Source organism: Rhodococcus sp. NPDC059968 (genome assembly GCF_042738615.1).
Classification (GTDB): domain Bacteria; phylum Actinomycetota; class Actinomycetes; order Mycobacteriales; family Mycobacteriaceae; genus Rhodococcus_F.
Genome location: NZ_JBHWUE010000042.1, coordinates 26842 through 52403, shown reverse-complemented (window position 1 = coordinate 52403; position 25562 = coordinate 26842). Strand labels below are relative to the sequence as shown.

General features: G+C 68.7%; 19 protein-coding genes, 1 tRNA gene and 1 pseudogene. 10 read left to right on the top strand and 11 right to left on the bottom strand.

Features of this window, described 5'->3' with window-relative positions; all coding sequences use genetic code 11:
• Window positions 1-5: 5 nt before the first annotated feature.
• On the bottom strand, window positions 6-9329 hold the full coding sequence (locus ACFWAY_RS28900) for a fatty acid synthase subunit beta domain-containing protein (protein WP_378513009.1): 9324 nt from the start codon (window positions 9327-9329) through the stop codon (window positions 6-8).
• A gap of 454 nt (window positions 9330-9783) precedes the next feature.
• On the opposite strand from ACFWAY_RS28900, the gene ACFWAY_RS28895 reads away from it, so the two are divergent.
• The 5 genes and pseudogenes from ACFWAY_RS28895 (at window position 9784) to ACFWAY_RS28875 (ending at window position 11886) form a co-directional block, all read left to right on the top strand.
• Complete coding sequence (locus ACFWAY_RS28895; RefSeq protein WP_378513008.1) at window positions 9784-10443, top strand: hypothetical protein; 660 nt, start codon at window positions 9784-9786, stop codon at window positions 10441-10443.
• Window positions 10440-10854: pseudogene (locus ACFWAY_RS28890) on the top strand (HNH endonuclease). Before ACFWAY_RS28895 ends, ACFWAY_RS28890 begins: the two are co-directional and overlap by 4 nt.
• Before the next feature lie 48 nt (window positions 10855-10902).
• Window positions 10903-10985 (top strand) — tRNA-Leu (locus ACFWAY_RS28885).
• Between the two features lie 137 nt (window positions 10986-11122).
• Window positions 11123-11524, top strand: a complete 402-nt coding sequence (locus ACFWAY_RS28880; RefSeq protein ID WP_378513007.1) for a transcriptional regulator — start codon at window positions 11123-11125, stop codon at window positions 11522-11524.
• Window positions 11521-11886 (top strand): DUF3817 domain-containing protein, encoded by a 366-nt coding sequence (locus ACFWAY_RS28875; protein WP_005248298.1) that lies wholly within the window; start codon window positions 11521-11523, stop codon window positions 11884-11886. Before ACFWAY_RS28880 ends, ACFWAY_RS28875 begins: the two co-directional genes overlap by 4 nt.
• A gap of 136 nt (window positions 11887-12022) precedes the next feature.
• Here ACFWAY_RS28875 and rdgB read toward each other — a convergent pair whose 3' ends face one another.
• The 10 genes from rdgB to clpS all read right to left on the bottom strand — a co-directional run bounded on the left by rdgB (window position 12023) and on the right by clpS (window position 18931).
• Window positions 12023-12640: an RdgB/HAM1 family non-canonical purine NTP pyrophosphatase gene (gene rdgB / locus ACFWAY_RS28870; protein WP_378452121.1), complete on the bottom strand. Its 618-nt coding sequence runs from the start codon at window positions 12638-12640 to the stop codon at window positions 12023-12025.
• A gap of 3 nt (window positions 12641-12643) precedes the next feature.
• Window positions 12644-13432 carry a ribonuclease PH gene (gene rph / locus ACFWAY_RS28865; protein WP_378513006.1) on the bottom strand — a complete coding sequence of 263 codons (789 nt, stop codon included), beginning with the start codon at window positions 13430-13432 and terminating at the stop codon, window positions 12644-12646.
• Window positions 13433-13477: 45 nt separating this feature from the next.
• The gene (locus ACFWAY_RS28860) at window positions 13478-14236 is read right to left on the bottom strand and encodes a cyclic nucleotide-degrading phosphodiesterase (RefSeq protein WP_378452119.1); all 759 of its coding nucleotides are present in this window, start codon (window positions 14234-14236) and stop codon (window positions 13478-13480) included.
• A 132-nt stretch (window positions 14237-14368) separates the two neighbouring features.
• Window positions 14369-15043 carry a rhomboid family intramembrane serine protease gene (locus tag ACFWAY_RS28855; protein WP_378452118.1) on the bottom strand — a complete coding sequence of 225 codons (675 nt, stop codon included), beginning with the start codon at window positions 15041-15043 and terminating at the stop codon, window positions 14369-14371.
• Between the two features lie 19 nt (window positions 15044-15062).
• Entirely contained in the window at window positions 15063-16025 is a 963-nt protein-coding gene (locus ACFWAY_RS28850) for a PLP-dependent cysteine synthase family protein (protein ID WP_378513005.1), read from the bottom strand.
• Window positions 16026-16033: 8 nt separating this feature from the next.
• The gene (locus ACFWAY_RS28845; RefSeq protein ID WP_009474135.1) at window positions 16034-16306 is read right to left on the bottom strand and encodes a MoaD family protein; all 273 of its coding nucleotides are present in this window, start codon (window positions 16304-16306) and stop codon (window positions 16034-16036) included.
• Between the two features lie 62 nt (window positions 16307-16368).
• Entirely contained in the window at window positions 16369-16845 is a 477-nt protein-coding gene (locus ACFWAY_RS28840) for a Mov34/MPN/PAD-1 family protein (protein ID WP_378513004.1), read from the bottom strand.
• A gap of 56 nt (window positions 16846-16901) precedes the next feature.
• A complete protein-coding gene (locus tag ACFWAY_RS28835; RefSeq protein WP_378452116.1) occupies window positions 16902-17972 on the bottom strand; it encodes a P1 family peptidase in 1071 nt (356 codons plus the stop codon).
• Complete coding sequence (locus ACFWAY_RS28830; RefSeq protein WP_378513003.1) at window positions 17969-18556, bottom strand: DUF2017 domain-containing protein; 588 nt, start codon at window positions 18554-18556, stop codon at window positions 17969-17971. Before ACFWAY_RS28830 ends, ACFWAY_RS28835 begins: the two co-directional genes overlap by 4 nt.
• Window positions 18557-18592: 36 nt before the next feature.
• A complete protein-coding gene (gene clpS / locus ACFWAY_RS28825) occupies window positions 18593-18931 on the bottom strand; it encodes an ATP-dependent Clp protease adapter ClpS (RefSeq protein ID WP_378452114.1) in 339 nt (112 codons plus the stop codon).
• Here clpS and ACFWAY_RS28820 point away from each other — a divergent pair.
• The 5 genes from ACFWAY_RS28820 to ACFWAY_RS28800 are packed head-to-tail and all read left to right on the top strand — an operon-like array spanning window position 18930 to window position 25562.
• Entirely contained in the window at window positions 18930-20309 is a 1380-nt protein-coding gene (locus ACFWAY_RS28820; RefSeq protein ID WP_378513002.1) for a nicotinate phosphoribosyltransferase, read from the top strand. The genes clpS and ACFWAY_RS28820 overlap by 2 nt on opposite strands.
• The gene (locus ACFWAY_RS28815) at window positions 20306-20938 is read left to right on the top strand and encodes an isochorismatase family protein (protein ID WP_378513001.1); all 633 of its coding nucleotides are present in this window, start codon (window positions 20306-20308) and stop codon (window positions 20936-20938) included. Before ACFWAY_RS28820 ends, ACFWAY_RS28815 begins: the two co-directional genes overlap by 4 nt.
• Before the next feature lie 9 nt (window positions 20939-20947).
• Entirely contained in the window at window positions 20948-22996 is a 2049-nt protein-coding gene (locus ACFWAY_RS28810) for an ATP-dependent DNA helicase (protein ID WP_378513000.1), read from the top strand.
• Between the two features lie 56 nt (window positions 22997-23052).
• On the top strand, window positions 23053-23973 hold the full coding sequence (locus ACFWAY_RS28805; protein ID WP_378512999.1) for an ATP-binding cassette domain-containing protein: 921 nt from the start codon (window positions 23053-23055) through the stop codon (window positions 23971-23973).
• Window positions 23970-25562 carry an ABC transporter permease gene (locus ACFWAY_RS28800; protein ID WP_378512998.1) on the top strand — a complete coding sequence of 531 codons (1593 nt, stop codon included), beginning with the start codon at window positions 23970-23972 and terminating at the stop codon, window positions 25560-25562. Before ACFWAY_RS28805 ends, ACFWAY_RS28800 begins: the two co-directional genes overlap by 4 nt.

Here is a 25562-nt window from a genome sequence, read left to right as displayed (position 1 = left end):
CGTTCCTACTTGCAGCCGGGCAGACCCGAGCTGTACACGTCGTCCGCTCCCAGGCGCGCGGCCTCGGTGAGCAGGACGTCCGCCTCGAGCTGACGGGACGCCGCGGCCGGGACGCTGTCGCCGCCGAAGCGACGATCCGCCGGACGCTCGTACAGGCTGCCGCCACCGACCATGGCCTTCGCCAGACGACGCTGACCCTCGACGGTGCGCTTGCGTGCCTGCTCGAGGTACGCCTCACGCTTGTCTGCCGGGATGGCCTCGACGAACGCCTGCGAGTGCACGACCGCGACCATGCCCGACACGTGCCCGAAGCCGAGGCTGGTCAGCAGACCGGCCTTCAGCGCGAACTGCTCGCCGAAGCGGAGCGGCTCCCGAGCCCACACGAGGTGTTCGAACTCGGCCATCTTCTCGTCGACGCAGTCGAGGCTGCGGTTCGGCGGCACGATGCCCTGGTCCAGCACCTGGCAGAGACCGATCAGCTGGAATGCTGCGGCACCACCCTTGGCGTGTCCGGTAAGGCTCTTCTGCGAGACCACGAAGAGCGGCGCACCTTCGCTGCGGCCGAGTGCCCCCGCGAGGCGCTCGTGCAGCTCCGCCTCGTTGGGATCGTTGGCCGCGGTGGACGTGTCGTGCTTGGAGATCACCGAGATGTCGTCGGCACTGACACCGAGCTTGCCGAGGGACTTGGCGAGCTGCGAATCCGCTCCCCCACGACCCGCACCGAGCGCACCGATTCCGGGAGCCGGGATCGACGTGTGGACACCGTCCGCGAACGAGCCGGCGTAGGCGACCACACCGAGGACGGGCAGGCCCATCTCGAGTGCCAGGTCACCGCGGGCCAGCAGGATCGTGCCACCACCCTGCGACTCGACGAACCCGCCGCGACGACGGTCGTTGGCCCGGGAGAATCGACGGTCGTCGATGCCCTTGGCCCGCATGTCGTCGGTCTTGGCCGTGGCGGACATGTCACCGAATCCGATGATGCCCTCCGCGCTGAGGTCGTCGAACCCGCCGGCGACCACGAGCTGGGCCTTGCCGAGCTTGATCTTGTCGACGCCCTCTTCGACGGACACCGCGGCCGTGGCGCATGCCGCAACCGGGTGGACCATGGCGCCGTAACCGCCGACGTAGGACTGGACCACGTGCGCCGCAATCACATTCGGCAGGGCTTCCTGCAGGATGTCGTTCGGCCGGTTCTCGCCGAGCAGCGTGTCGATGTACAGCGACCTCATGGAGGTCATGCCGCCCATGCCGGTGCCCTGGGTGTTGGCGACCAGCGAGGGGTGCACCCACCGCAGCAGTTCGCTGGGCGTGAACCCACCGGTGAGGAACGCGTCCACTGTGGCGACGATGTTCCACAGGCCCACGCGGTCGACGGAGTCGGCCATGTCGGCGGGGATGCCCCACTTGGTGACGTCGAATCCGGTCGGGATCTGACCACCCACGCTGCGCGTGAGCTTCATCTTCCGGGGGACGCGGATCTCGGTGCCCGCACGGCGGGTGACCTGCCAGTCACCGCTGTCCGGAACCGGACTCGCGACCGTGTTCTCCGGGTCGGCCTCGACGAAGGCCAGCGCCTCCGCCTCGGTGCTGACGACGAAGCTCAGGTCCTTGTCGAGGAAGACCGACGTGAGGAGCGGTGCGGTGTTCTCGACCATGGAGCCGTCGTCCACGTAGCGGCGGATGCCGCAACGCTCGACGACCGTGTCGTGGTACTTGTCCGCGATCTCGGCCTCCGGAACCAGTTCCCCGGTCTCGGCGTCGTACCAGCCTGCGGACGGCGTGGTCTCCCACACGACGAGTCCGGTGTTCCAGGCGAGTTCGAGAACGCCTGCCGCCGAAAGCTCTTCGTCGACCTCCATCTCGAAGCGGGTACGCGAGGAACCGAACGGTCCGAGCTCACCTGCGCCGACGATGACGACGAGGTCCTCCGGAGCCGCCGTGACGCCGGACCAGGCCGGTGCCACCGACGCGGAGACCCGCGGCGGGGCGGGCAGAGCCGCGATGGTGTCGAGCTCCACGGCGTCCTCGTCGGCCTCGGCAGCAGCGGTCGCAGCTTCCTGAGCCTGCTTCGCCAGCGCGGGCAGGTCCAGGTTCGCCTGGGCGAGCCCACCGGTCAGATCGGCCGCGAGCGGCTCGCTGGAGGCGAGGCGACGTGCCTCGGGCTCGCACCACTGAAGCAGCTCGGTGGCCATTTCCTGGGTGGACCAGGTACGGACTCCGGCACCTTCGACAGCCTCGACCAGCGGGTCGTTGCCGCCCATGAGGCCGGTTCCGCGGACCCAGCCGATGAGAGCGTGCACCAGGGTGACGCGCTCGGCCCAGTTGCGCTCGGCCTTCCAGCGGCCGACCACTGCGTCCAGCGCGGCCTTGGCCTCGCCGTACGCACCGTCGCCACCGAACAGACCGCGGTTCGGGGAACCGGGCAGCACGACGTGCAGGTGAGTGTCGACGTCACGGTCGTAACCGATCTTCGACAGTCCGCCGATCAGGCGCTCCACCGACCACAGGAGAACACGCATCTCCATTTCGGCGCGGGCGCCGGCGTCGGCGAGGTCGCCTGCCACGCGGGGCGCGGCGAACGGGAACAGCAGCGTCGGGGTGACCGCTTCCTTGACGAGCTTCTTCGATCCACCGGCCGTCTCGTACTGCGCTTCACCGATCCACTCGATGAGCGCGTCGATGTCCGTGTAGGACGCCATGTTCGCGGGGACCACCCACAGGGCGGCACCGGCGCGAGCATTGCGGCGGTAGAGGTCGCGGTAGAAGCCGAGACGCTTGTCGTCGAGACGCGAGGTGGTCACGAAGACCGTCGCGCCGCCGGCGAGGAGCTTGCCTGCGACCGAGGCCGCGATCGAGCCCTTGCTGGCACCGGTGACGACGGCGACCTGGTCTGCCCATTCCGGGGTCTCGTCGGTGACGACGACTGCCGCCTCCGCGATACGCCCGTACTTCTCGGCCAGAGCCGTGCGACCCTCGTCGGTTGCGCGGGCCTGCCACCATGCGGCCTGCGCCGCAACGGACTTGCCTGCACCGGCGAAGCCTTCGATCTCGAGAGACTCCACGCCTGCCGCGTCGATCCACAGACGAGCCAGATCCTCACGTGCGCTCGCCCAGCGGTCGTCGAGCAGGACCGCCCGCTTGGCGTCGAACGCGGGAGCAACCAGTCGCGGCCAGTCGGAACCGAGTTCCGCCGACACGAGGTCGACGAGTTCGGTGTCGGTCGGCTGCGCTGCCGTCGCCGTGTCGCCTGCGAAGCCGAGCTGCTCGAGCACGAGGCGGGCGGCCGAGGCCAGCACGCCGTCGCGGCCCGTGATGTGCTCGGTGAACTCGCCCAGCGCCGCGGCGTCGACGGTGCCACCGGCTCCGCCACCCGAGGACGGGAGGGAGACGCTGATCCCGCGGCGCGAGGCCACTGCGGCCACTGCGCTGTCGATGACGGCGTCCACTGCGGCGCCGTCGGCGAGACCGCCGCCGGCCAGGCCGCCGAGGTCACCACCACGGATGCTGGAACCGTCGCGGGTTCCGAGAGCCACCTCGGCGGTGACGTGGTACGCCCAGCCGTCGCCGAGTTCCCAGACCTTCTTCACGCGGTCCGCGATGGCCGCCGGACGACGACCCGACGGGCCGAAGACCTTGCGAAGGTGATCGTTGATCGAGTCGGACAGCACCGGGCCGAACGGCTTGTACGTGCGGGCCAGGGAGTCGACCGTGCCGGCGAGCGAGCCCATGTCGGCGTCGGCGGCACCGTCGATCGCGCCGAGCGAGAGCTCGGAGCCGAGGTCGACGAGCAGCTGGTTACGCCGCGAGGACACGCCGTCGCACAGCGCCTCGATCGTGTCGACGGGGCCGACCTGATCGGGACGGAGCTTGGTCCACAGGCTGATCAGGACCTTGGTGGCGTCGGCGGCCTTGAACGCGATGTCGTCGGGACGCGGTCCACCGGACGGTGCAGCTGCCGGGGCCGGAGCGGCGGCAGGTGCGGCCGATGCGGCGGGCGCCGCGGCTGCGGGCGCTTCCGGCTCGTCGTCCTCGACCGGCGCCGGATCGACGTCGGTGGAGTACACGATGGACGCTTCACGCTCGATGTTGAGGACCTCGACCGGGTAGCCGAAGCGGCCCGGCAGCTTCAGGGTCTGCGACGCGAGGTTCGCGACGGTCGGGACGGAGCCCAGGCCGATCTCCACGAACCGCTCGACACCCAGTCCACCTTCGGACTCGTCGGCGAACAGCAGATCCTGCGTCTCGATCCAGCGCACCGGGCTGGCGAACTGCCAGGCCAGGAGCTCGGTGAGAACCACGCGGGTGAGCTGGACCGGCTTCTTCGCCCAGGAGTCGAAGTCCTTCAGCACCTTGTCGAGGGGCTTCGACGGAACCAGGTCGGCGATCTCCTGCACGAACTCCTTCTTCAGGGAGAACGGCTTGGGGACGAGGTTCGGGATGTAACGCCCGATCAGGATGGCCGGGTCGATGTCCTGCGGAAGCAGTTCCTCGAGACGTCCACGGAAGTCGTCGACGCCGCCACGCAGCACCGTCGAGTGGAACGGGACGTCGATGCCCGGAACCATGATGTACGCGCGCTTGCCACCGAAAGCCTCACGGCGGATGTCGATTTCCTTCTCGAGCGCGTTGAGCCCGGTGACCGTGCCCGCGATGGCGTACTGCGAGCCACGCAGGTTCAGGTTCACGATCTGCATGAACTCACCGGTCGCCTCGGCGACACCGGCGACGAACGCCTCGACGTCGTCGTCGGCCAGACCGATCTGCGACGGGCGGATGGCAGCCATCCGGTAGTCGGAACGGCCGGCCTCGTCGCGGGGAACGAGTGCGTGCATCGCGGAGCCACGCTGGAAGACCACCTCGAGAACGGCTTCGAGAGGCAGCACACCGGCGACGGCGGCGAGAGCGTTGTACTCACCGACCGAGTGGCCTGCGAGCAGGGCACCCTCGACGAAGGCACCGGATTCGCGGAGCTCGGCGACCTGAGCCACACCGAGCGTCGCCATTGCGACCTGGGTGAACTGGGTCAGGTGCAGGACACCGTCCGGGTGCTTGTGCTCGACACCACGGGCCTTGACGACCGTCGGGTTGTCGCGGACCACGGCGAGGATCGAGAAGCCGAGGGCCTTGCGGGTGTGCTTGTCGGCGCGGTCCCAGATCTCACGGGCGGCCTTGGAGCGGGCACGGGCGTCGAGGCCCATGCCGGGACGCTGGATGCCCTGTCCGGGGAACGCGTAGACGGTCTTCGGGGCGGCGGTGCGACCCGTTGCGACCATCACCAGTTCACCGTCGATGCGGCAACCGACCTCGACGATCTCGGCGCCACGGTCCACTGCGACGCGGTCGACGCGGACGTCGATCTCGGCGCCCGGGCGAACCATGCCCAGGAAGCGTGCGGTCCAGGCGGTGAGTCGACGCGGCGGCGTCTTGGTCTCGGCCGGGTCCACGGCGGTGACGACCTGCTGGGCGGCGGCGGAGAGCCACATGCCGTGCACGATCGGGCTGCCGAGGCCGGCGAGCAGTGCCGCGTTGTCGGAGGTGTGGATCGGGTTGTGGTCGCCCGACACCTGGGCGAAGGAGCCCATGTTGCGGGGAGCGACGATCGTGGTGTCGCGGCGACGACGACGCGGGGTGTCGACGGCCTCGTCACTCAGCGAGCCACCGGCGCGGGCCGGGTCGGACAGTTCGCCCTTGCCGGTGCGGCCGCGGATCGCGAAGCGCTCCGACAGGGTGACGACGGCAGGCGCGTCCAGGCCCTCGCCGAGCATGGCGCCGACCTCGACCTTGACCTCGACGACGCGGCCCAGGTCGGTGTCGAGAACCGAGGCGACCTCGGCCTTGACCACGAGAATGCTTGTCTCCGAAGGCAGTTCGCCGACGAAATCGACGCTGTGGTCGAGGTGGACCAGGTCGAGCATGCCCTCGATGACGGAGAGCGAGTCTTCGGTCTTGGCAGCTCCGAGCGCGGCGAACACGGCCGGCCAGCAGGCGCCGACGACCACGTCCGGGACGGCCTTGCCGCTGACGCTCAGCGTCGTGGGCAGACCCGAGCCGGTGACACCGGCGTGGTCGGCGACCAGGTCGGGCGTCCAGGCGAGGTTGAGCCGTGCGACACCGTTCTTGACGGCGGGCAGTTCCTGACCGGCCGCGACCGCGAGGAGTGCGGTCATCGACTTCTCGGCGTCGGCCTCGGTGACCACGGGAGCGCCACCGTCCGCGACGGACGCGGGAACGGTGATGGTGATCTGGACGGACTTGGCTGCCACCAGCGGGACGGTGAGGAGCACCTGCTGTTCGTCGATCACGGACAGCTCGGCACCGGTGGTCTCGTGCACCGCGAGGGTGTCGGACTCGATCGACCACTTGTCGAGGTCACCGAGCCGGCGAACCGGGTTCAGGGTCAGGCGCGAGGCCCACTGGATGTCGGGAGCCGACAGGACGATGTCGAGGAGGCCGCGGGCGATGTCCGCGTGACGGCGCGCGGGCAGCGACAGCGGTGCGGCACCGGCGGTGACCAGCTCGTCGTAGGTGGCCTTCTCGAAGCGGTCCAGCAGCTCGCCGACAGGCTCGTCGACGCGCGTGATGCCGGCGACGGCGACGGTGCCGGGGATGACGCAGACCTGGTCGGCCGTGTAGCGGGGATCGTGCGCCTGCCACAGCGAGTCGGAACGCCACCAGCGGCGAACGTCACCGTCGACGACGGGCACGAAGTTCACCGGCTTGCCGGGGGTCTTGCACAGAGAGACGAAGAACGAGACGTCCGCGGGGTGCAGAACCGTGGAGGCGTAATCGGGGTACTGCGCCTGCAGGGCGCAGATGGCCGCCTCGGGACGCTCGAGGATCGCGTCTTCGGCGAACAGGGTGGGGATGGGACCACGGTCGACCGGGTGCAGACGCGACTCGGTGCGCTGCAGCATCTCACCGAAGCGCGCACGCCAGGTGATGTCGATCCACGGGCTCTCATTGGCCTCGGTGATGGCGTCCTGGAGGTCGGTGCCGCAGTCGAATGCCTTCGCCGCGTCGATGCCGACGGCCAGCTCGAGGTAGCGGCGCAGCCACTGCTCGTACGTCATGGTCGCGACGTCGCCGAAGTACGGCTTGGCCGTGATGTTCAGTGCCTCGATGATCTCGGCGCGACGCTCGGCGACGGCGTCGGCGTCACCGGCGACCTCGTCGAGCAGACGGCCGGTGCGGGACGCGGCGTTGTCGATCTCGTGGATGTCGGCGCCGAGCTGGCTACGACCGGAGGCCATGCCGCCCTCGGCGGTGCCTGCTCCGACCCAGTCCGGAGTACCGGGGGTGTCGACGAGAAGCTGCTTCACCTCGGGAGACGTGGTTGCCTCGAGGGTGGCCATGGCGGCGGTGCCGACCAGGATGCCGTCCAGCGGCATGGCCGGGAAGCCGTGTGCGACGGACCAGCGGCCAGTCAGGTAGTCGGCAGCCTGCTCGGGCGTGCCGATGCCGCCACCGACGCACAGGACCAGGTTCGGCCGGGTACGCAGCTCGGCGTAGGTGTCGAGGAGGAGGTCGTCCAGGTCTTCCCACGAGTGGTGGCCACCGGCGCGGCCGCCTTCGATGTGGGCGATGACGGGGAACGAGGGGACCTCGTTGGCGATGCGGATGACCGAGCGGATCTGCGCGACCGTGCCCGGCTTGAACGCGACGTAGCTGAAGCCTGCCTCGGTGAGGTCACCGATGATCGAGACGGCGTCCTCGAGCTCGGGGATACCGGCGGTGACGACGACACCGTCGAACGGGGCACCCGCGGCGCGGGCCTTCGGCACGAGGCGCTTGCCACCGACGTGGAGCTTCCACAGGTAGGGGTCGAGGAACATCGAGTTGAACTGCACGGCGCGGCCCGGCTCGAGCAGCCCGGTGAGCTTCTCGACGTTGTCGGCGAAGATCTGCTCGGTGACCTGGCCACCGCCGGCGAGCTCGGCCCAGTGGCCTGCGTTGGCGGCTGCGGCGACGATCTTCGGGTCGACCGTGGTCGGGGTCATGCCGGCGAGCAGGATCGGCGAACGACCGGTCAGCTTCGTGAAGGCGGTCTCGACTCCGATGCGGCCGCCCGGCAGCGACACCGGCTTCGGGAGGAACTCGGTCCACGCGGCGGGAACCTCGGGGGTTGCGCCCGGGGTGAGCAGGTTGCGGTGACCGCCACGGGTCGCGGCGGCGACGATGCCGACGCCCTGCCCGCGGACACTGGCGGACGTCATGCGGGTGAGGAGGTCACCGGGTCCGAGGTCGAGGATCCACGCGGCACCGGCTTCGAGGGTGCTGTCGACGGCCCCGACCCAGTCGACGGGATCGACGAGGCAGGCGCTCGTGAGAGCGCGGGCCTTCTCTTCGTCGAGACCGCAGCGCACGGCCCACTGGCCGACGATGTCGATCGTCTCCGCGAGTGCGGGGTGGTGGAAGCCGATCTCGACCGCGAGGGGCTCGAAGACGGGCGCGAAGATGGAGCCGCCACGCTTCTTGGCGTCGCGCTCACGGGCCTCGTCGGCCTCGATCTGCTCGCACCGCTGCTGGACGCGTGCCAGCTGGGCGGGCGGGCCGGACAGCACGACGCGGCGACGGGCGTTACGGATGCCGAGGACGGCGGCACGCTCGGGCTCGAGGCCCTCGGCGAGCTCCTCGACGATCTGACGGAGTCGTTCCGGGTCGACGTTGGAGACAGCCAGCATCGGGGTGGAGTCGGCGGCAGCGATCACTCCGCGACGACGGCCGACGAGGCCGGCAGCCGCACCGATGAGCTGAGCGAGGGCGAGGAGTTCGCCGTCCTTCTGACCCGAGGAGGCAACGGCCTCCGCGGCGAGGAGTCCCTGGGAGTGGCCGATCACCGACACGGGAGCCGTAACCGCGGGATCGAGGCCCTGAGCTGCCAGCGCACGCAGCGCTGCGATCTGGGTGAGGAAGACGCCGGGGAGAGACACCGCCGCCGAGGTGAGCGCTGCCGCGGAGGGTCCGGCCGCCTGGGCGCCGTCCTCTTCGTCGGCGAGTTCCTGCTCGAGGATCCACGCGATGGGGTCGAATCCGACCGGGCGCACGACCAGGAGTTCCTGCGCCACGGGGGCGAGGTAGTCGGCCGCGTCGTTGACGATGGTGGTGAGTGCCGGCTCGAGTCCGTTGTCGCGGCTCAGTTCCTCCAGCGAGCTCAGCCAGGGCGCGCCCTGACCACCGAAGGCGAGCGCGTACGGCTCACCTCCGAGCAGACGATCCACGAGGGTGCTCTTGCTCGATGACCGAGTGTCGTCCCGGTCTACGCCGATGCGCCGCGAACCCTTCGAGTTTTTTCCGTTTCCTGCGGGTGTCGTGTCGTCAATCGTCACGCGTATGTCCTCTCCTGGTCCCCTCTAGGGGGAGGTGGGGATAGTGTCTGCCGCCCTCGGCATCGTGTGCCAGCTGTATCGGCTCTGATCAGCTCTTCCGGGCTGCTCAAGGTTGACACAGAATCATGAGGATTTCCTCACGTTCAAATGGCTCCGGGGTGTCACAGGCATGCATCGGAGAAATATCGCGTGATGTCTCTCACAGCCCTCCCGCGAAGTGACCGGTGAGTAGATCGCGTCCGCGCTGGACGCGGGCGGTGCAAGGACGTCCAAGAACCTGAGGAAAGCCTCATATTAATCGTTATCAATCTGTTACCACCTTGACGAAGTCCCAGGTTCATGCAGGTCCGCGCCCTCGAATCCGGGTCCGCGACCAGCGAAAGCGAACCTGTCGGACCCTCGCACTAATGTTCGACTCCAGGAACTGCCGACAGCCATTCTCCGGGGGGAAGAAATGAGCACAGCCCACGTCCGCGCCCTACTCGATCACGTCGACGCCCGACTGCCACGAGAGTCGTGGCCGCATTGGACGGAGGGCTGGCCGCACGAGATCGAAGCCGGTCTGCTCGATGCCGCGTTCTCGGCCCGCGCGACGTACGGAACGCCCACCACAGGGGTCCGCGCCGTCATCACCCGCTGGCGCGACCACCGGGCCGCACCTCTCGACGACCTCACGGCACTCGCCGCGCACGCCGATGACCCCGAAGGCCTCCTGGCCGTCCTGAACAACCGGCAGCGAGTACCGGGGAACTACACCACCAAGGCCGAGGCCGTCGCCTCGGCGGCACGCTCGCTCGCCGAGCTGGGGTGCACCACCTCGGCGGATCTCCGCGACGACGAGGCCCAGCGGAACGCGCTCGTCGCAGTGCCCGGGTTCGGTGTCGCCACCTGGGAGTGCTTCACCGTGCAACTCGGCGTCCGCACCGCCGGATCTCACCACTTGGTGTGTGTTTTCCTCGGCGAGGCACTCGATCTCGATTCCCCCCCGTCGACTTCAGACGCCGAAGATCTCGTCGCCGCGGCAGCAGCGCAGCTGGAGATCACGCATGCCACATTCACCCATGCCGTCTGGCGATACCAGCGCGCGCAGCGGCGGGTGGCGGGTGCGAGATGAAGTACACGCGAGAAGTGCTCGCGCAGGCGGTCGCAGAATCGACGAGCGTCGCTGACGTCATCCGCCATCTCGGGCTGCGTCCGTCCGGGGAATGCAAGCCCGCCTGAGTCGTCGAATCAAGAAGTTCGGGATCGATACGACGCACTTCACCGGGAGTGCACACACGAAGGGCAAACCGGCTCGCAATCGCATGTCGTGGGAGCAGATTCGCTAGAACGACCACCAGGGAGCGCACGAGTGAAGCCACACCTGTTGCGCCGCGCCCTGATCGAGGCTGGAGTCGAGTACATACGGGGAGGCCCGTTGGGCTCCCGCTTGGAGGAAGTTCGATTCCTTTGCCCCAACTGCCACAGCCAGACTGCGACGTGGGCAGGGCGAAAGAGCGGGAACGGAGGCAAGCACACCGGCTGACGCCATGTGCGCCAGAGTGTCGCGCACATGGCGTAGTCTGTGCTTCGCGCGCGAGTGGCGGAAGGGTAGACGCGTCAGGTTTAGGTCCTGGTGTCTGAAAGGACGTGGGGGTTCGAATCCCCCCTCGCGCACTTCTCGGCTCTTGCTGATTCGGCGGCCGTGTTCCGACTAGCTCGACGGCCCGTCGGGCGCTCGCGACGGCTGTGACCGTCGCCATAGCGGCAACCTCTCCTAGCAGCGCATTCAGCGATTCAGGTACCGTCGTTACGTGTCCGGTAACCGTAAGCAACGCCGCCCCGCGCTGATCCTGTTGGTGGTCATCGGGGCTGTCGGGTGCCTCGCACTCGGCTGGTGGCAGTGGATACGTTTCGAAGCGGTGGGCGGGACCGGCCAGAACCTCGGATACGCGTTCCAGTGGCCGCTGTTCGCGGCGTTCCTCGTCTACGCCTATCGGCGATTCGTGCAGCTCGAGGACGCCGAACCGGCTGACACCGCCGACGTCCCGGACGCTCCCACCGAACTTCGGGAGATCCCGGCCGACGTCTTGCCCCCTCGGCCCTCGGTGGCCGAAGACGACGATCCGGACGACCTCGAGAGCCGGCAGATTTCGCAGTACAACCAGTACCTCGCCGAGCTGTCTGCTCGCGAGACCGATAGGAGCACCACGTGAGCACGGGCCAAGACGAGACGACTGCCGGTTCGGTCGCAGACACCGCGAAGCAGAAGAAGATCGCCCCCGCGCTCCTGCGCTACCGCGTCCTCGCCTACGCCACCGGTGTGTGGCTGCTGGTCCTCACCGCAGAGATGGTGGCCAAGTACATCTTCAAGGTCGACAACCTGCCCACCTGGATCGCCGTCGTCCACGGCTGGGTGTACTTCGTCTACCTGCTGGTGACGCTCGACCTGGCGGTCAAGGTGCGCTGGCCTGCGGGCCGAACGGTCGGGACGCTCCTTGCGGGCACCATTCCGTTCCTGTCGTTCTACGTGGAGCACCAGCGGACCAAGCAGGTCCGCCGCGACTTCGGTCTCTGATTCCACCGGTCGACTCCCTCACATGATGACCGGCTGCCCGGTAATCATCGCGATCACGTAGGTCAGCCAGCCGAGCGGTGTCTGCGGCACCATCATCGGCGACACGCGAACCTCCTCCCGTGAACCGTTGCGAGTGTCAGCGCCCGGTGAGCGCCGCCAGGGCGGGGACGAGCTGCACGAGCGCCCGCCCTCGGTGCGAGGACGCGTCCTTCTCCTCGGGTGACAGCTGCGCGGCCGATCGGGTGTCCCCGTCGGGCACGAAGACCGGGTCGTAACCGAATCCGCCGTCGCCGACGGGCTCGCGGGCGATGCTCCCCCGCCATGCGCCGCGGACCACCGATTCCTCGCCGCCGGGCACCACGAGCGCGCACGCCGAGACGAATGCCGCTCCCCTGCGGCCGTCGGGCACGTCACCGAGCTGAGCCAGGACCAGGGCGGTGTTCGCGGGATCGTTTCCGTGCGTGCCCGACCACCGTGCGGACAGAATTCCGGGCATGCCGTTCAGCGCGTCCACCTCGATTCCGGAATCGTCTGCGACACAGGGCAATCCGGTTGCGGCGGCGCCGTCACGCGCTTTCGCCAGGGCGTTATCCTCGAACGTCGCACCCGTTTCGGGGGCCTCGGGGTATTCGGGCACGGCATCGAGCCCGATCAATTCGATTCCGTCGACGCCGGCCGCCGCGAGCACGCGATGCAGTTCCCGGAGTTTCTTCGCGTTGCGGCTGGCCACCAGTACTCGTGTGGTTTCGGGCACGATCTAGCCCCCGAACTTCTTCTTCGACGGCTCCGGGACTTTCGGCTCCGGAAGCACACCGGGGTAAGGCAGTTCGAGTGCGGCCTTCTGGATCTCGAAGAGCTGCTCGCACCCCGCGAGCGCGGAATCCAGCAGTTTGTCGAGCGTGGTCCGCGGGAACGTCGCACCTTCGCCGGTGCCCTGGATCTCGACGAGGGTGCCGGTGTCGGTGGCCACCACGTTCATGTCGACCTCGGCGCGCGAGTCCTCCTCGTACGGCAGGTCGAGGCGCACACGTCCGTCGACGACGCCCACACTCACCGCGGCGATGCCGCAGGAAATCGGCTGGGGGTCGGCGAGACGGCCGGCGGCTCGGAGGTAGGTCACCGCGTCGACGAGGGCCACGTACGCGCCGGTGATGGCGGCGGTGCGGGTGCCGCCGTCGGCCTGCAGCACGTCGCAGTCGAGGGCGATGGTGTTCTCACCGATGGCGGCGAGGTCGATGCAGGCGCGGAGGGAGCGTCCGACCAGCCGGCTGATCTCCTGGGTCCGTCCACCGACCTTGCCCTTGACGGACTCTCGGCCGCTACGGGTGTGGGTCGCGGCGGGCAGCATGGCATATTCGGCCGTCAGCCAGCCGAGTCCGGAGCCCTGACGCCAGCGGGGAACACCGTCCTCGACGCTGGCCGTGCACATCACCCTGGTGTTTCCGAATTCCACCAGCACCGATCCCGCGGGATGAGTGGTGAAGCCCCGGGTGATCTTGACCTCGCGGAGTTCGTCGTCCGCCCTACCGTCTTCTCGTGTGGTCACGGCAGAGAGCCTAGTCGCCCCCGCGCGGGGCGCGGGCACACGGCTTCAGACGGTGTAGACGCCGCCCGCGGACACTGCGTGCACGGGGCCGGAGAATTCGGCCTTGGCCTCGGCGATGACGTCTTCGCGGGACGTCCACGGCGGTATGTGGGTGAGCAGCAGTTCGGCGACACCGGCGCGGTGTGCGACCTGTCCGGCCTCGGTACCCGACAGGTGGATCCCTTCGGGCCGATCCGGGCTGTGCGTCCACGACGCCTCGGCGAGCAGTACGTCGGCCGCGCGGGCGAGGTCGATCACTTCTTCACACATGCCGGTGTCGCCGGTGTAGACGAGGGTGCGCCCGGCACCGTTGGTCAGGCGGAACCCGTACGCCTCGGGCGGGTGGTTGACCCGGCGCGCGGTGATGGTGAGATCGCCGAACGTGACCGGTTCGCCGTCGATCCAGTGGTGCAGGTCGATCGTGTCGGAGATGTCGTCGATGTCGCCGCCGCACTCCGCGGACGCCACGCCGATCCGGCGGGCGGTGTCGGACGGGCCGTAAATGAGTGCGCGACCCTTCGGCGGGTGCGGATGATAGCGACGCCAGACGAGCAGTCCGGGGAGGTCCAGGCAGTGGTCCGCGTGCAGGTGGCTGAGGAGGACGGACACCTCGCCGGGATCGGCGAACCGCTGGAGCGCACCGAGGACACCGGGTCCGAAGTCGAGTACCAGCGGCGGTGTGTCCGGCGCGGTCAACAGATAACCCGATGCAGGTGAGTCTGGTCCGGAGACGCTCCCTGAACACCCCAGGACGGTAATGCGCATACCCGCCATGCTGCCACGACGACCCGTTTGGGAAAAAGCTTCCGACGGAATTGGCGCGTCGACGTCACAACCGATGGGGAACTGTGACCTGATCACCCGCGTCGGGGGCTTGCGCCGACCGGGCTGGGCCGATCACCCGAACGATTGTGGCCCCACCGCTTTCCGGGCCCGCTGCTTCCTGGCGTCCGCGGAGAGCAGCCAGGCCGCGACGACACCACCGACCGCGCCGAACAGATGTCCCTGCCAGGACACACCGGGCGCGCTGGGCAGCACACCCCACAGCAGGCTGCCGTAGACGACGAACACCACCACGCCGACGAGAATCTGGCCGAGGCTGCGCGCGAAGATTCCCCGGACCAGCAGGTAGGCGAGCCAGCCGAAGATGAGGACGGAGGCGCCGATGTGGTTGGAATAGGATCCGCCGGTCAACCAGGTGCCCAGACCTCCGACCACCCAGACGATCCCGGTGGCGGCGAGGCCGCGGGCGATGCCCGACAGCAGCACGAGGAACCCGAGGACCAGCAGTGGGACGGTGTTCGCGGCAAGGTGTGCCCAGTCGTCGTGCAGGACCGGGGCGAACAGAATCCCCCACAGCCCGTCGATCGAGCGCGGTTCGACGCCGTTCTGTTCGAGTCGCTCGTCGGACAGCACGTCGACGATCTCGATGACGTACAGCAGCATCGTGAAGGTGCCGACGAGGATCGCGGACTGCAGCCACAACGGCTTCGACTTCGACGAGGGCGCCGGCGACGCGCCACCCCGCGGTACCGGCGAGTCGAATCGCGAGGAGTCGAACGGCGAAGTCATGATCCACACACCCCTGTTGTCATGCCCACAACTGCCCTTCCAATGCTTCTTCTGCTTCCTCGACCGTACCGCCGTATGCGCCGGTCGACAGATATTTCCATCCACCGTCGGCGACGATGAACGCGATGTTCGCCGCGCGTTCGGCCTTGACGGCCTTGCGCGCCACCCCCAGCGCGGCGTGGAGGATCGCGCCGGTCGAGATGCCCGCGAAGATGCCCTCGTTGTCGATCAGTTGCCGGGTGCGGCGGACGGCGTCGGCGGGGCCGACGGAGAACCGCGAGGTGAGGACGGATTCGTCGTACAACTCGGGAACGAAGCCCTCGTCGATGTTGCGGAGGCCGTACACGAGTTCCCCGTAGCGGGGCTCCGCCGCCACGATCTCGATGCCGTCGACGTGTTCTCGAAGGTAGCGTCCCACACCCATCAGGGTTCCGGTGGTGCCGAGACCCGCGACGAAGTGGGTGATCTCGGGAAGGTCGCGCAGGATCTCGGGGCCCGTGGTCTCGTAGTGGGCCAGCGCATTCGCGGGATTGCCGTACTGATACAGCATCACCCACTCGGGATGCTCCGCGGACAGCTCCTTGGCCACGGCCACAGCCTGATTCGAGCCACCGCGCGCGGGTGAATCGATGATTTGCGCACCGAACATCGTCAGCAATTGTCTGCGTTCCACGGACGTGTTCTCGGGCATCACGCAGATCAGGTGGTACCCCTTGAGTTTCGCGGCCATCGCGAGCGAGATCCCGGTGTTCCCGCTGGTCGGTTCGAGGATCGTCGCCCCGGGCGTCAGGGTGCCGTCTTTCTCGGCCTGCTCGATCATGCGGAGGGCCGGCCGATCCTTCACCGAACCGGTGGGGTTGCGGTCCTCGAGCTTCGCCCACAGGCGGACCGGCGTAGCGCCGTTCCAGCTCGGCGACAGCCGGGGCAGCCCGACGAGGGGTGTGTCGCCGAGGGTGTCGATCAGCGAATCGAACCGCGCCACGACCGCGATCAGCCTCCGGCGACGGCGGGCAGGATCGTCACGGAGTCCCCGTCGGCCACCTCGGTGTCGAGTCCGCCCGAGAATCGGACGTCCTCGTCGTTGACGTACACGTTGACGAAGCGGTGCAGACGGCCGTCGTTGATCAGGCGGTCCTTGATGCCGCCATAGTTGCCGTCGAGATCGTCGATGACGGCGGAGAGTGTGGGACCTGTTGCCTCCACCCGCTTTTCACCGCCGGTGTGGGTACGCAGGATGGTGGGGATCGAAACTGTGACAGCCATGGTCGGCTCCTCGGGATGTGGATGTCTTAGTTGCCGCGGGCCCGTCGCGAGGGACGGCACCGTCACTTGTCGGGGATGTCTGCCACGGACGTGTGGGCGAACTTGTAGCTCTGGACCACGTCGACGGGTTCCTCGGTGACGACACCGTCGACGATGCGGTAGCTGCGCAGTTCGTGAACGTCGGGGTCGCGGGTGGAGATCAGCACGTAGTGGGCGTCCGGTTCGGACGCAAAGGAGACGTCGGTCCGGCTGGGGTACGCCTCGGTGGCGGTGTGCGAGTGGTAGATCACGACGGGCACCTCGTCGGCGTCGTCCATCGCGCGCCACACTTTCAGTTGCTCACCCGAGTCGAATCGGTAGAACGTCGGCGAACGCTCGGCGTTGATCATCGGGATGTGGCGTTCGGGGCGGTCGGAACCCTCCGGCCCGGCGATGACCCCGCACGCCTCGTCCGGGTCGTCGGCGCGCGCATGCGCCACCATCGCCTCGACGAAGTCCGATCGAATCACCAGCACGTCATCCACCTCCGTGAGCGCCATCCTAGGTGCGGACCGTCGAGTCGGCCACCGACCCGATATCTCCGGACCGCCGTACCTCAGGAACGCAATGCAGAAGGGAACAGTTCGCGATAGGTGGGAATTCCCGCGACGGGGGTGGCGCTCAGGACGGCGTCGACGATGGCCTTCTCCACCACTTCGGCGGCGGCAGTGCAGACGGCGTCGACGACGGGCAGATCAGGCGGGAACGCGTCGGGTACCCCCTCCGGGTGGTGAACCGGGTGGATGCCGGTGGAGAGCGCGAAGATCGTGTCGCCGTCGAGCGGCGAATGCGCCGGCCGGATCGCGCGGGCGAGCCCGTCGTGGCCCGCAACGGCGACGCGGCGTAACGCCGCCTTCCCCAGGACGGCGTCGGTCGCGACGACGCCGATGGTGGTGTTGAGGACGGTGCTCTTGGCGATCAGTTCGCGCGCCGCCGACACCTCGGCGGCGACCGGCGGTCTGAGCCCGAAAGCGGCTGCACCCACGGTGGCGACGCCCCAGGGCAGTCCGGTCGCCGGATCGAACACGGTTCCGACGGGATTGGCCACCATCAGCGCGGACACCGTGATGCCCTTCGCCGGACCGTCCGTGACGACGACGCTCGCCGTTCCGACACCCCCTTTGAGTGCGCCCGCACGCGCCCCGACCCCGGCGCCCACCGAACCGGAGAGCACGGTGTGCGACGCAGAATCTGCTGCCCGATAACCGAATTCGGCGGTGGGACGCGTGCGCCAGTCACCGACCGGCAGATCGAAGATCACGGCGGCGGGAACGATCGGAACCACCTGATCGGGCTCCCCCATGGCGATTCCGTGACCGCGCTCCTCGAGCCACCGCATGACGCCGTCCGCGGCGGCGAGTCCGTAGGCGCTGCCGCCGGTCAGGACGATCGCGTGAACCTTCCGGACACTGTGGCTGGGGTCGAGGAGGTCGGTTTCCCGGGTGCCCGGGCCCCCGCCACGGACGTCAACCGCACCGGTCGCGCCGTGCGGCGCGAGGACCACCGTGCACCCGGTGGCCGCACCGCTTCCCAGCGTGGCGTCCGCGTCGAGCTCGTGGTGGTGTCCGACGCTCAGACCCACCACATCGACGAGCGAATCGGTGCGGCCCGGCGTCGTGGTCGTCACGGTGCCAGTGCCTGAACGAGCGAGTCCTGCATCCAGGTCAGCCAGTGGTAGATGTCGAGGTGCGGTGCGCGGGGATCGGCGGGATCGAGTTCGTCGGGTGTGTCGGCGTCGATGCCCAGGTTGGTGCCCAGCGCCAGCCGGACGTCGTTGAGCCCGCTGAGCCAGGCGTCGGCCTGTTCCGGCGTGAGCAGCACCTTGCCGCCGTTCTCGGGCACCGTGTGGAGAATGACCGAGCCGGCCGCCACTTTGGCGTCGATGATCTCCGGTTCGTGGAGTCCGCGCAGCGCACCGTTGATGTCGGCCTTCGATTCGGCGCGGATCTCGTCGTCGTCCGGCGCGTCCATGTCGGGACGGTGGAAGTCGGGCAGCAGCCGCGCGAGGACCTCCTCGTCGGGTGCCGTCGTGTTGCCCGTCCGCATCCCGGTCAGCGCCGCGAGTTCGTCCTCCGGGGCGGACGCGGCCCGCTCCTCGAGAAGACCGAGGACGGAGGCGACCAGCGATCGCAACACCGTCGCCTCGTGCGCGTCCATCTCCGAACGCAGCTTCACACCGCCGAGCGAGTTCTTCCTGCTCCACATCCGCACGTCGTGTACCGAGTTCCTTACTGTCCGAACGGAAAGTTAGCTGCCGTCACGCTGCATCGTGGCCCACAGGCCCGCCGCGTGCAGCTTGCGTACATCGTTTTCGACCTTGTCCCGGGAGCCGCTCGACACCACGGCCTTCCCCTCGGAATGGACCTGCATCATCAATTCCGTGGCCTTGGCTTTGCTGTAACCGAAGAGCTTCTGGAAAATGTAGGTGACGTAGTGCATCAAATTCACCGGATCGTCCCACACGACCGTGACCCAGGGACGATCATTGGCTTCATCGACCTCGACGACCTCCGACTCTGCAGGGGTGACCTGCGGCGATGCCGGCATGGCATCCACGAATGGAGCTGTCGTCGAGCAATGAGCCATGACACCAGGGTACGACGCTGCTCCACTGCGCGACACCGCGGCTTACAGTGGCCGAGTGTCCAGAGACAGCACCGCCTTGTTCACCGACCAGTACGAGTTGACGATGCTGTCGGCGGCCCTCGCCGACGGTTCCGCCCATCGACGCTGCAGTTTCGAGGTGTTCGCCCGCCGGCTGCCCGACGGTCGCCGGTACGGAGTCGTCGGCGGCACCGCCCGTCTCGTGTCCGCGCTGTCCAACTTCCGTTTCGGCGAGCCGGAACTCGGGATCGTGTCCCGCTTCCTCGACGAGGCGACCGTCGAATGGCTGCGGGACTATCGCTTCGGCGGTGACATCGACGGCTACCGAGAGGGTGACTTCTACTTTCCCGGCTCCCCGATCCTCTCCGTCCGTGGAACGTTCGCCGAATGCGTCCTGCTCGAGACGCTGAGCCTGTCGATTCTCAACCACGACAGCGCGATCGCGTCCGCCGCCGCACGCATGGTCAGTGCCGCCGACGGACGCCCCATGATCGAGATGGGTTCGCGGCGCACCCACGAGGAATCCGCGGTGGCGGCCTCCCGCGCCGCCTATCTCGCGGGTTTCACGGCCACGTCGAATCTGGAGGCGGTCCGCAGGCACGCAGTGCCCGGTGCGGGTACCAGCGCGCACGCGTTCACCCTGTTGCACACCACCCTGGACGGGCCGGACGAGGCGGCGGCGTTCCGCGCGCAGGTCGCGGCACTCGGAGTCGGAACCACGCTCCTCGTCGACACCTACGACATCACCGAGGGCGTCAAGACCGCAGTCGAGGTAGCGGGCCCCGAACTCGGGGGCGTCCGGATCGACTCCGGTGATCTGGGTGTCCTGGCCCGGCAGGTCCGCAGGCAACTCGACGACCTCGGTGCGACCGGGACGAAGATCGTCGTCTCCGGCGACCTCGACGAATACGCCATCGCCGCGTTGCGGGCCGAACCGGTCGACGTCTACGGCGTCGGCACGTCCGTCGTCGTCGGCTCCGGCGCGCCGACCGCCGGAATGGTCTACAAACTCGTCGAGGTGGACGGCATCCCCGTCGAGAAGAGGAGCAGCAACAAGGCGTCGCGGGGCGGCACCAAGCGGGCGTTGCGATTCGCCCGTGACACCGGAACCCTGGTGGAGGAGGTCGTGTACTCGGCCCACTCGGACGCACCCGGCGCGGCCGGCCTCGAGGCGCGGGAACTGCTGGTTCCGCTGGTGCGGGGCGGTGAGACCGTCTGCGACACGACTACCCTGGAGGACAGCAGATCCCTCCTGGCTGCGGGTCTTGTCAGCCTGCCCTGGGAGGGCTTGAAGCTCTCCCACGGCGAGCCCGCGATCCCGGTGCGCTTCGCCGAACCCGAATCCAGGAGGGCACCATGACCGACACCGAGAACACCGACGTCCGGCGGGCGCTGCTCGTGGTCGACGTCCAGAACGACTTCTGCGAGGGCGGCTCCCTCGCCGTCGACGGCGGTTCCGCGGTCGCGGCCGCGATCAGCCGCTTCCTGACCGCGACCGAATACGACGTCGTCGCGGCGACGATCGACCACCACATCGACCCGGGCCACCATTTCTCCGAAGAACCGGACTACGTCGACACGTGGCCGGTGCACTGCAAATCGGGAACGTCCGGCGCGGGCTTCCACCCCGACCTCGACCTGAGCGGCATCGAATCGGTGTTCTCCAAGGGCGAGTTCTCGGCGGCCTACTCGGGCTTCGAGGGCAGGAACTCCGACGGCCAGAGCCTGGAGAAATGGCTGCGTGCGGCCGGAGTCACCGAGGTCGACGTCGTGGGGATCGCCACCGATCACTGCGTGGTCGCGACGGCACTCGACGCCGTGGCCGCCGGGTTCCCGACGCGTGTCCATCTCCCCCTCACTGCAGGTGTCGCCCCCGCGACCGTCGAGGCCGCGATTTCCGCGATGCGGACCGCCGGGGTGCGCCTCGTGGGCCGCGACGCGGACGCCCCCTCGGACCGCGTGACGATTTCTGACGTAGGTCCCGAGTAACCTGCTCGGGTGCCTGAAAACCTCCCCAACGTCCCCGAGCTGTTGCGCACGGCGGTGCGGTCGCTGGGCGGTGCCGAGCGGTCCAACCAGCTGACCATGGCTTCCGCCGTTGCGCATTCGATCGACACCGGGGAGCATCTGGCCGTCCAGGCCGGGACGGGCACCGGCAAGTCCCTCGCCTATCTGGTGCCGAGCGTCCGGCACGCGGTGCAGAGCGGGAAGACGGTCATCGTCTCGACGGCCACCATCGCACTGCAGCGTCAGCTGATCGACCGCGACATGCCGCGGCTCGCGGACGCGCTCGAGGGTTCGCTCGGCCGGAGACCGCACTTCGCGATCCTCAAGGGCCGCAACAACTATCTGTGCATGAACAAGATCCACACCGGGTCCGCCGAAGAGCCTCCCACGGACGAGCTGTTCGACCCGTTCGCGGTGTCGCGGCTCGGACGTGAGGTCCAGCGCCTCACCGAGTGGTCCTCGGACACCGAGACCGGGGACCGCGACGACCTGGCCCCCGGAGTCAGCGACAAGGCGTGGCGCCAGGTCAGCGTCACCGCCCGGGAATGCCTCGGCAAGTCCCGGTGCCCGGTCGGCGAGGACTGCTTCGCGGAGCGTGCCCGCGCGGAGGCCTCGCAGGTCGACGTCGTCGTCACCAACCACGCTCTGCTCGCCATCGACGCCATCACCGGAATCGCGATCCTGCCCGAACACGACGTCGTGGTCGTCGACGAGGCGCACGAACTGGTCGACCGGGTCACGAACGTCGCCACCGCGGAACTGGCGGCGTCGACGATCAGTGCCGCGGCCCGGCGCTGCGCGAAGCTCGTCGAGGAGCAGGACGCAGACCGTCTCGAGGCCGCGGGCGAGGGCTGGGCGGCACTGCTCGAGGAGTTGCGGCCGGAACGGTGGGAGGCGCTGCCGCCCGGCGCGGCCCCCGCGCTCGCCGCTGTCCGCGACGCCGCGTGGTCGCTGCGCACGGCCATCGGCCCGTCCCGTCCCGGCATGGCGTTGAGCGACCCGGAGGCCGCCGCGGCGCGCAACACCGCACTCGCTTCGGTCGAGGAGGTGCACGACAGCGCCGTCCGCGTTCTCAGCGCCTTCGACGAGCCGGATCCGGCCAAGCGTCACGACGTGGTGTGGCTGGCCGCCGACGACAATCGCGGTTCGATCCGCCGGGTGGTGCGGATGGCGCCGCTGTCGGTCGGCGGGCTGCTGCGTTCCCGGTTGTTCGCCGAATCGACCGTGGTCCTGACGTCCGCCACGCTGACCGTGGGCGGGTCGTTCGACGGTCTGGCGGTCAACTGGGGACTTCCGGCCGAATCGTCCGTCGTGATCGATCCGGCGATGGCCACCGGCTCCGAGGCACCGTCCGATTCGGGCACGTTCAAATGGAACGCCCTCGACGTCGGGTCGCCGTTCGACCATGCCCGCGCCGGCATCATCTACATCGCGAAGCAGCTTCCGCCGCCGGGGCGGGACGGGCTCTCCCCCGCGTATCTCGACGAGATCGCCGAACTCGTCGAGGCGGCCGGCGGGCGCACGCTGGGACTGTTCTCGTCGATGCGGGCCGCGAAGGCCGCATCCGAGGCGATGCGCGACCGGCTCGACACCCCGATCCTGTGCCAGGGCGACGACTCGACGGGCGCCCTCGTCCGGGCGTTCGCCGGCGACGAGCCGACGTCGCTGTTCGGCACGCTGTCGCTGTGGCAGGGTGTCGACGTGCCGGGCCCGTCCCTGAGCCTCGTGATCCTCGACCGCATCCCCTTCCCCCGCCCCGACGATCCGCTGCTGGTCGCCCGGCAGAAGGCCGTCGAGTCGCGCGGTGGTAACGGGTTCCTTTCCGTCGCAGCCAATCACGCGGCGCTGCTGCTCGCACAGGGTGTGGGGCGTCTGCTGCGCAGCGTCGACGACAAGGGTGTGGTGGCCGTCCTCGATCCGCGGCTCGCCACCGCCCGCTACGCCGGGTATCTGCGAGCCTCGCTACCACCGTTCTGGGAGACGTCCGATCCGGAAGTCGTGCGTAAGGCGTTGGGGCGGATCCGCGATTCGCGCCCGTGAACCGCGGCCGCGCACTGAGTCGGACAGTGGATCGGTGCGCACCCTATGCTCGACCGATGGACCATGCGATCTCAGTCCGCGGACTCACCAAGAAGTTCGGCGAAGTCCGCGCCCTCGACGGCCTCGATCTGGAGGTGAAGTCGGGCGAGGTGCACGGATTCCTCGGACCCAACGGCTCGGGCAAGTCCACGACCATCCGGGTGCTCCTCGGTCTCCTGCGCGCCGACGGCGGTTCGGCGTCCGTTCTCGGTTCCGATCCGTGGCAGGATTCCGTGCCCGTACATCGGCGACTCGCTTATGTTCCGGGTGACGTGAACCTGTGGCCCAATCTCTCCGGTGGCGAGGCGATCGACCTTCTCGGGCGCCTGCGCGGCGGACTCGATTCGGTCCGCCGCGCGTCGCTGATCGAACGCTTCGAACTCGACCCCACCCGCAAGGGCCGCACCTATTCGAAAGGCAACCGGCAGAAGGTCGCCCTCATCGCTGCCCTCGCCGCCGATACCGAACTCCTCATCCTCGACGAGCCGACATCGGGCCTGGACCCGTTGATGGAGGCGGTGTTTCAGGAGTGCATCACCGAATTCGCCCGCGGCGGACGCACAGTGCTGTTGTCCAGCCACATCCTCGCCGAGGTCGACGCGCTGTGCCACGCCGTCACCATCATTCGCGCGGGCAAGACCGTGCAGGCGGGAACGCTGTCCGAACTGCGCCACTTCACCCGCACCACGGTGACGGCGACCACCCGGATCAAGCCCACCCCCATCGCGAACGTCCCCGGCGTGCACAACCTGCAGAAGGGCGAGGACGCGAACACGGTGACGTTCGACGTCGATTCCGATCAGATCGATCCGGTCATGACCACGTTGACCGGGCTGGGCATCGTCTCGATCACCGCCAACCCGCCGACGCTCGAGGACCTGTTCCTCCGCGAGTACCGCGACGAGGTCGAGGCACTCGGGATCGGACGGCCGCAGTGAGTCGCCTGAGCGGAACGGGTGTGCTCGCCGAACTGGCGGTGCGCACCGACCGGGTCCGGATTCCGGTGTGGACGGTCGCGGTGGCGGGCCTCACCGTCCTGATCGCGTCGAGCTATTCCACCATCTACCCGACCGCCGAATCCCGGCAGGCCCGTGCCGATCTCATCTCGTCGCCGGCCGCCACGGCACTCGCCGGGCCGGGGTACGGCCTGGACGACTACACGCTCGGTGCGATGGTGGCCAACGAGATCGCCGGCATGACGATGGTGGCCGTGGCGATCATGTCGGTGCTGCTGGTGACGCGGCATCTGCGGACGGAGGAGGAGACCGGGCGCACGGAGCTGGTACGCGCCGGCGTCGTCGGTCGGTATGCGGGAATCACGGCGGGACTGATCTCCGCGGCGCTCGCCAACGTGTTCGTCGCGCTTCTGCTCGTCATCGGGCTGCTCGCCGTGGGTCTGCCTCCTGCGGGTTCGCTGAACATGTCCGCGGGTGTGCTGGTGGTGGGCCTGGTGTTCACCTCGCTGTCGGCGCTGGCGTCCCAGTTCACCGAACACGCCCGCACCGCAAGCGGTGTCGGGATCTCCGCGATCACCGTCGCGTATTTGCTGCGTGCGGTGGGCGACGTGCAGCAGGGACACAGCGGGAGCCTGCTGACGTGGGTGTCGCCGATCGGCTGGTCGCAGGCCACCCGCGCCTACGTCGACGAACGCTGGTGGCCGTTGCTGATCGGCATCGTCGCGGCGGCGCTGACCGTCGGATGCGCGTATGCCGCCATCGGTCGCCGGGACGTCGGGTCAGGGCTCCTTCCGCCGCGGGGCGGGCGCGCCGAGGCCTCCTCCCGTCTGACCGGTGTCACGGCGCTGGCGGCCCGTCAGCAGCGCGGCCAGATCCTCGCCTGGGGTGTCGGCGTGTTCGCGCTGTCGCTGCCCATCGGTTCACTCGGCAGGCAGATCAGCGACTTCATCGACCAGGATCCCGATCTCGCACAGCTGCTGCCGGGCGGGGCCGCGGCGGCCGCCGACGGTGCGTTCGCCCTGTATCTGGTGTTCCTGGTGGTGATGGCGGCGATGTACGCCGTCGGCGCCGTCATATCGATTCGCTCGGAGGAATCGTCCGGTCGCGCCGAGGAGGCACTGGCCACCCCCGTGTCGCGGGCGTCGTGGCTCGGTGGCCAGCTGGCGGTGATCGCCGGTGCGGCTGTCGCGATCACGGTGGCGGCGGGGGTCGGCATGGGGATCACTGCGGCGTTCACGCTGTCCGATGCGGGCGCGCTCGGCCGGTTGATCGGCGCGGCCCTGAACACCGTGCCGGCAGTGCTGCTGATCGTTGGTTTGTGCGCGGCCGTCTACGGCCTGATGCCCCGCGCGCTGCCGGCGTTGTGGGCATTCCTGGGCTACGTGCTCGTCGCCGGAATGTTCGGGGAAGTGCTCCCGGACTGGTTCGGGGTGTTCTCCCCCTTCCACTACACGCCGGCCCTGCCTGCCGAGAGTTTCTCGGTTACGCCCCTCGTGGTTCTGCTGCTTCTCGCGGCCGCCCTGTTCCTCGCCGCGGTCACCGGATTCCAGCGCCGGGACGTCGGCCGGTGA

Bases quoted from the DNA above. Each gene is read 5' to 3' on its own strand.
- ACFWAY_RS28860 (WP_378452119.1), bottom strand. From the start codon at position 14,236: ATGCGCATTACCGTCCTGGGGTGTTCAGGGAGCGTCTCCGGACCAGAC.
- ACFWAY_RS28815 (WP_378513001.1), top strand. From the start codon at position 20,306: ATGACCGACACCGAGAACACCGACGTCCGGCGGGCGCTGCTCGTGGTC.
- ACFWAY_RS28820 (WP_378513002.1), top strand. From the start codon at position 18,930: ATGACACCAGGGTACGACGCTGCTCCACTGCGCGACACCGCGGCTTAC.
- ACFWAY_RS28805 (WP_378512999.1), top strand. From the start codon at position 23,053: ATGGACCATGCGATCTCAGTCCGCGGACTCACCAAGAAGTTCGGCGAA.
- ACFWAY_RS28840 (WP_378513004.1), bottom strand. From the start codon at position 16,845: ATGGCGCTCACGGAGGTGGATGACGTGCTGGTGATTCGATCGGACTTC.
- ACFWAY_RS28845 (WP_009474135.1), bottom strand. From the start codon at position 16,306: ATGGCTGTCACAGTTTCGATCCCCACCATCCTGCGTACCCACACCGGC.
- ACFWAY_RS28895 (WP_378513008.1), top strand. From the start codon at position 9,784: ATGAGCACAGCCCACGTCCGCGCCCTACTCGATCACGTCGACGCCCGA.
- ACFWAY_RS28855 (WP_378452118.1), bottom strand. From the start codon at position 15,043: ATGACTTCGCCGTTCGACTCCTCGCGATTCGACTCGCCGGTACCGCGG.
- clpS (WP_378452114.1), bottom strand. From the start codon at position 18,931: ATGGCTCATTGCTCGACGACAGCTCCATTCGTGGATGCCATGCCGGCA.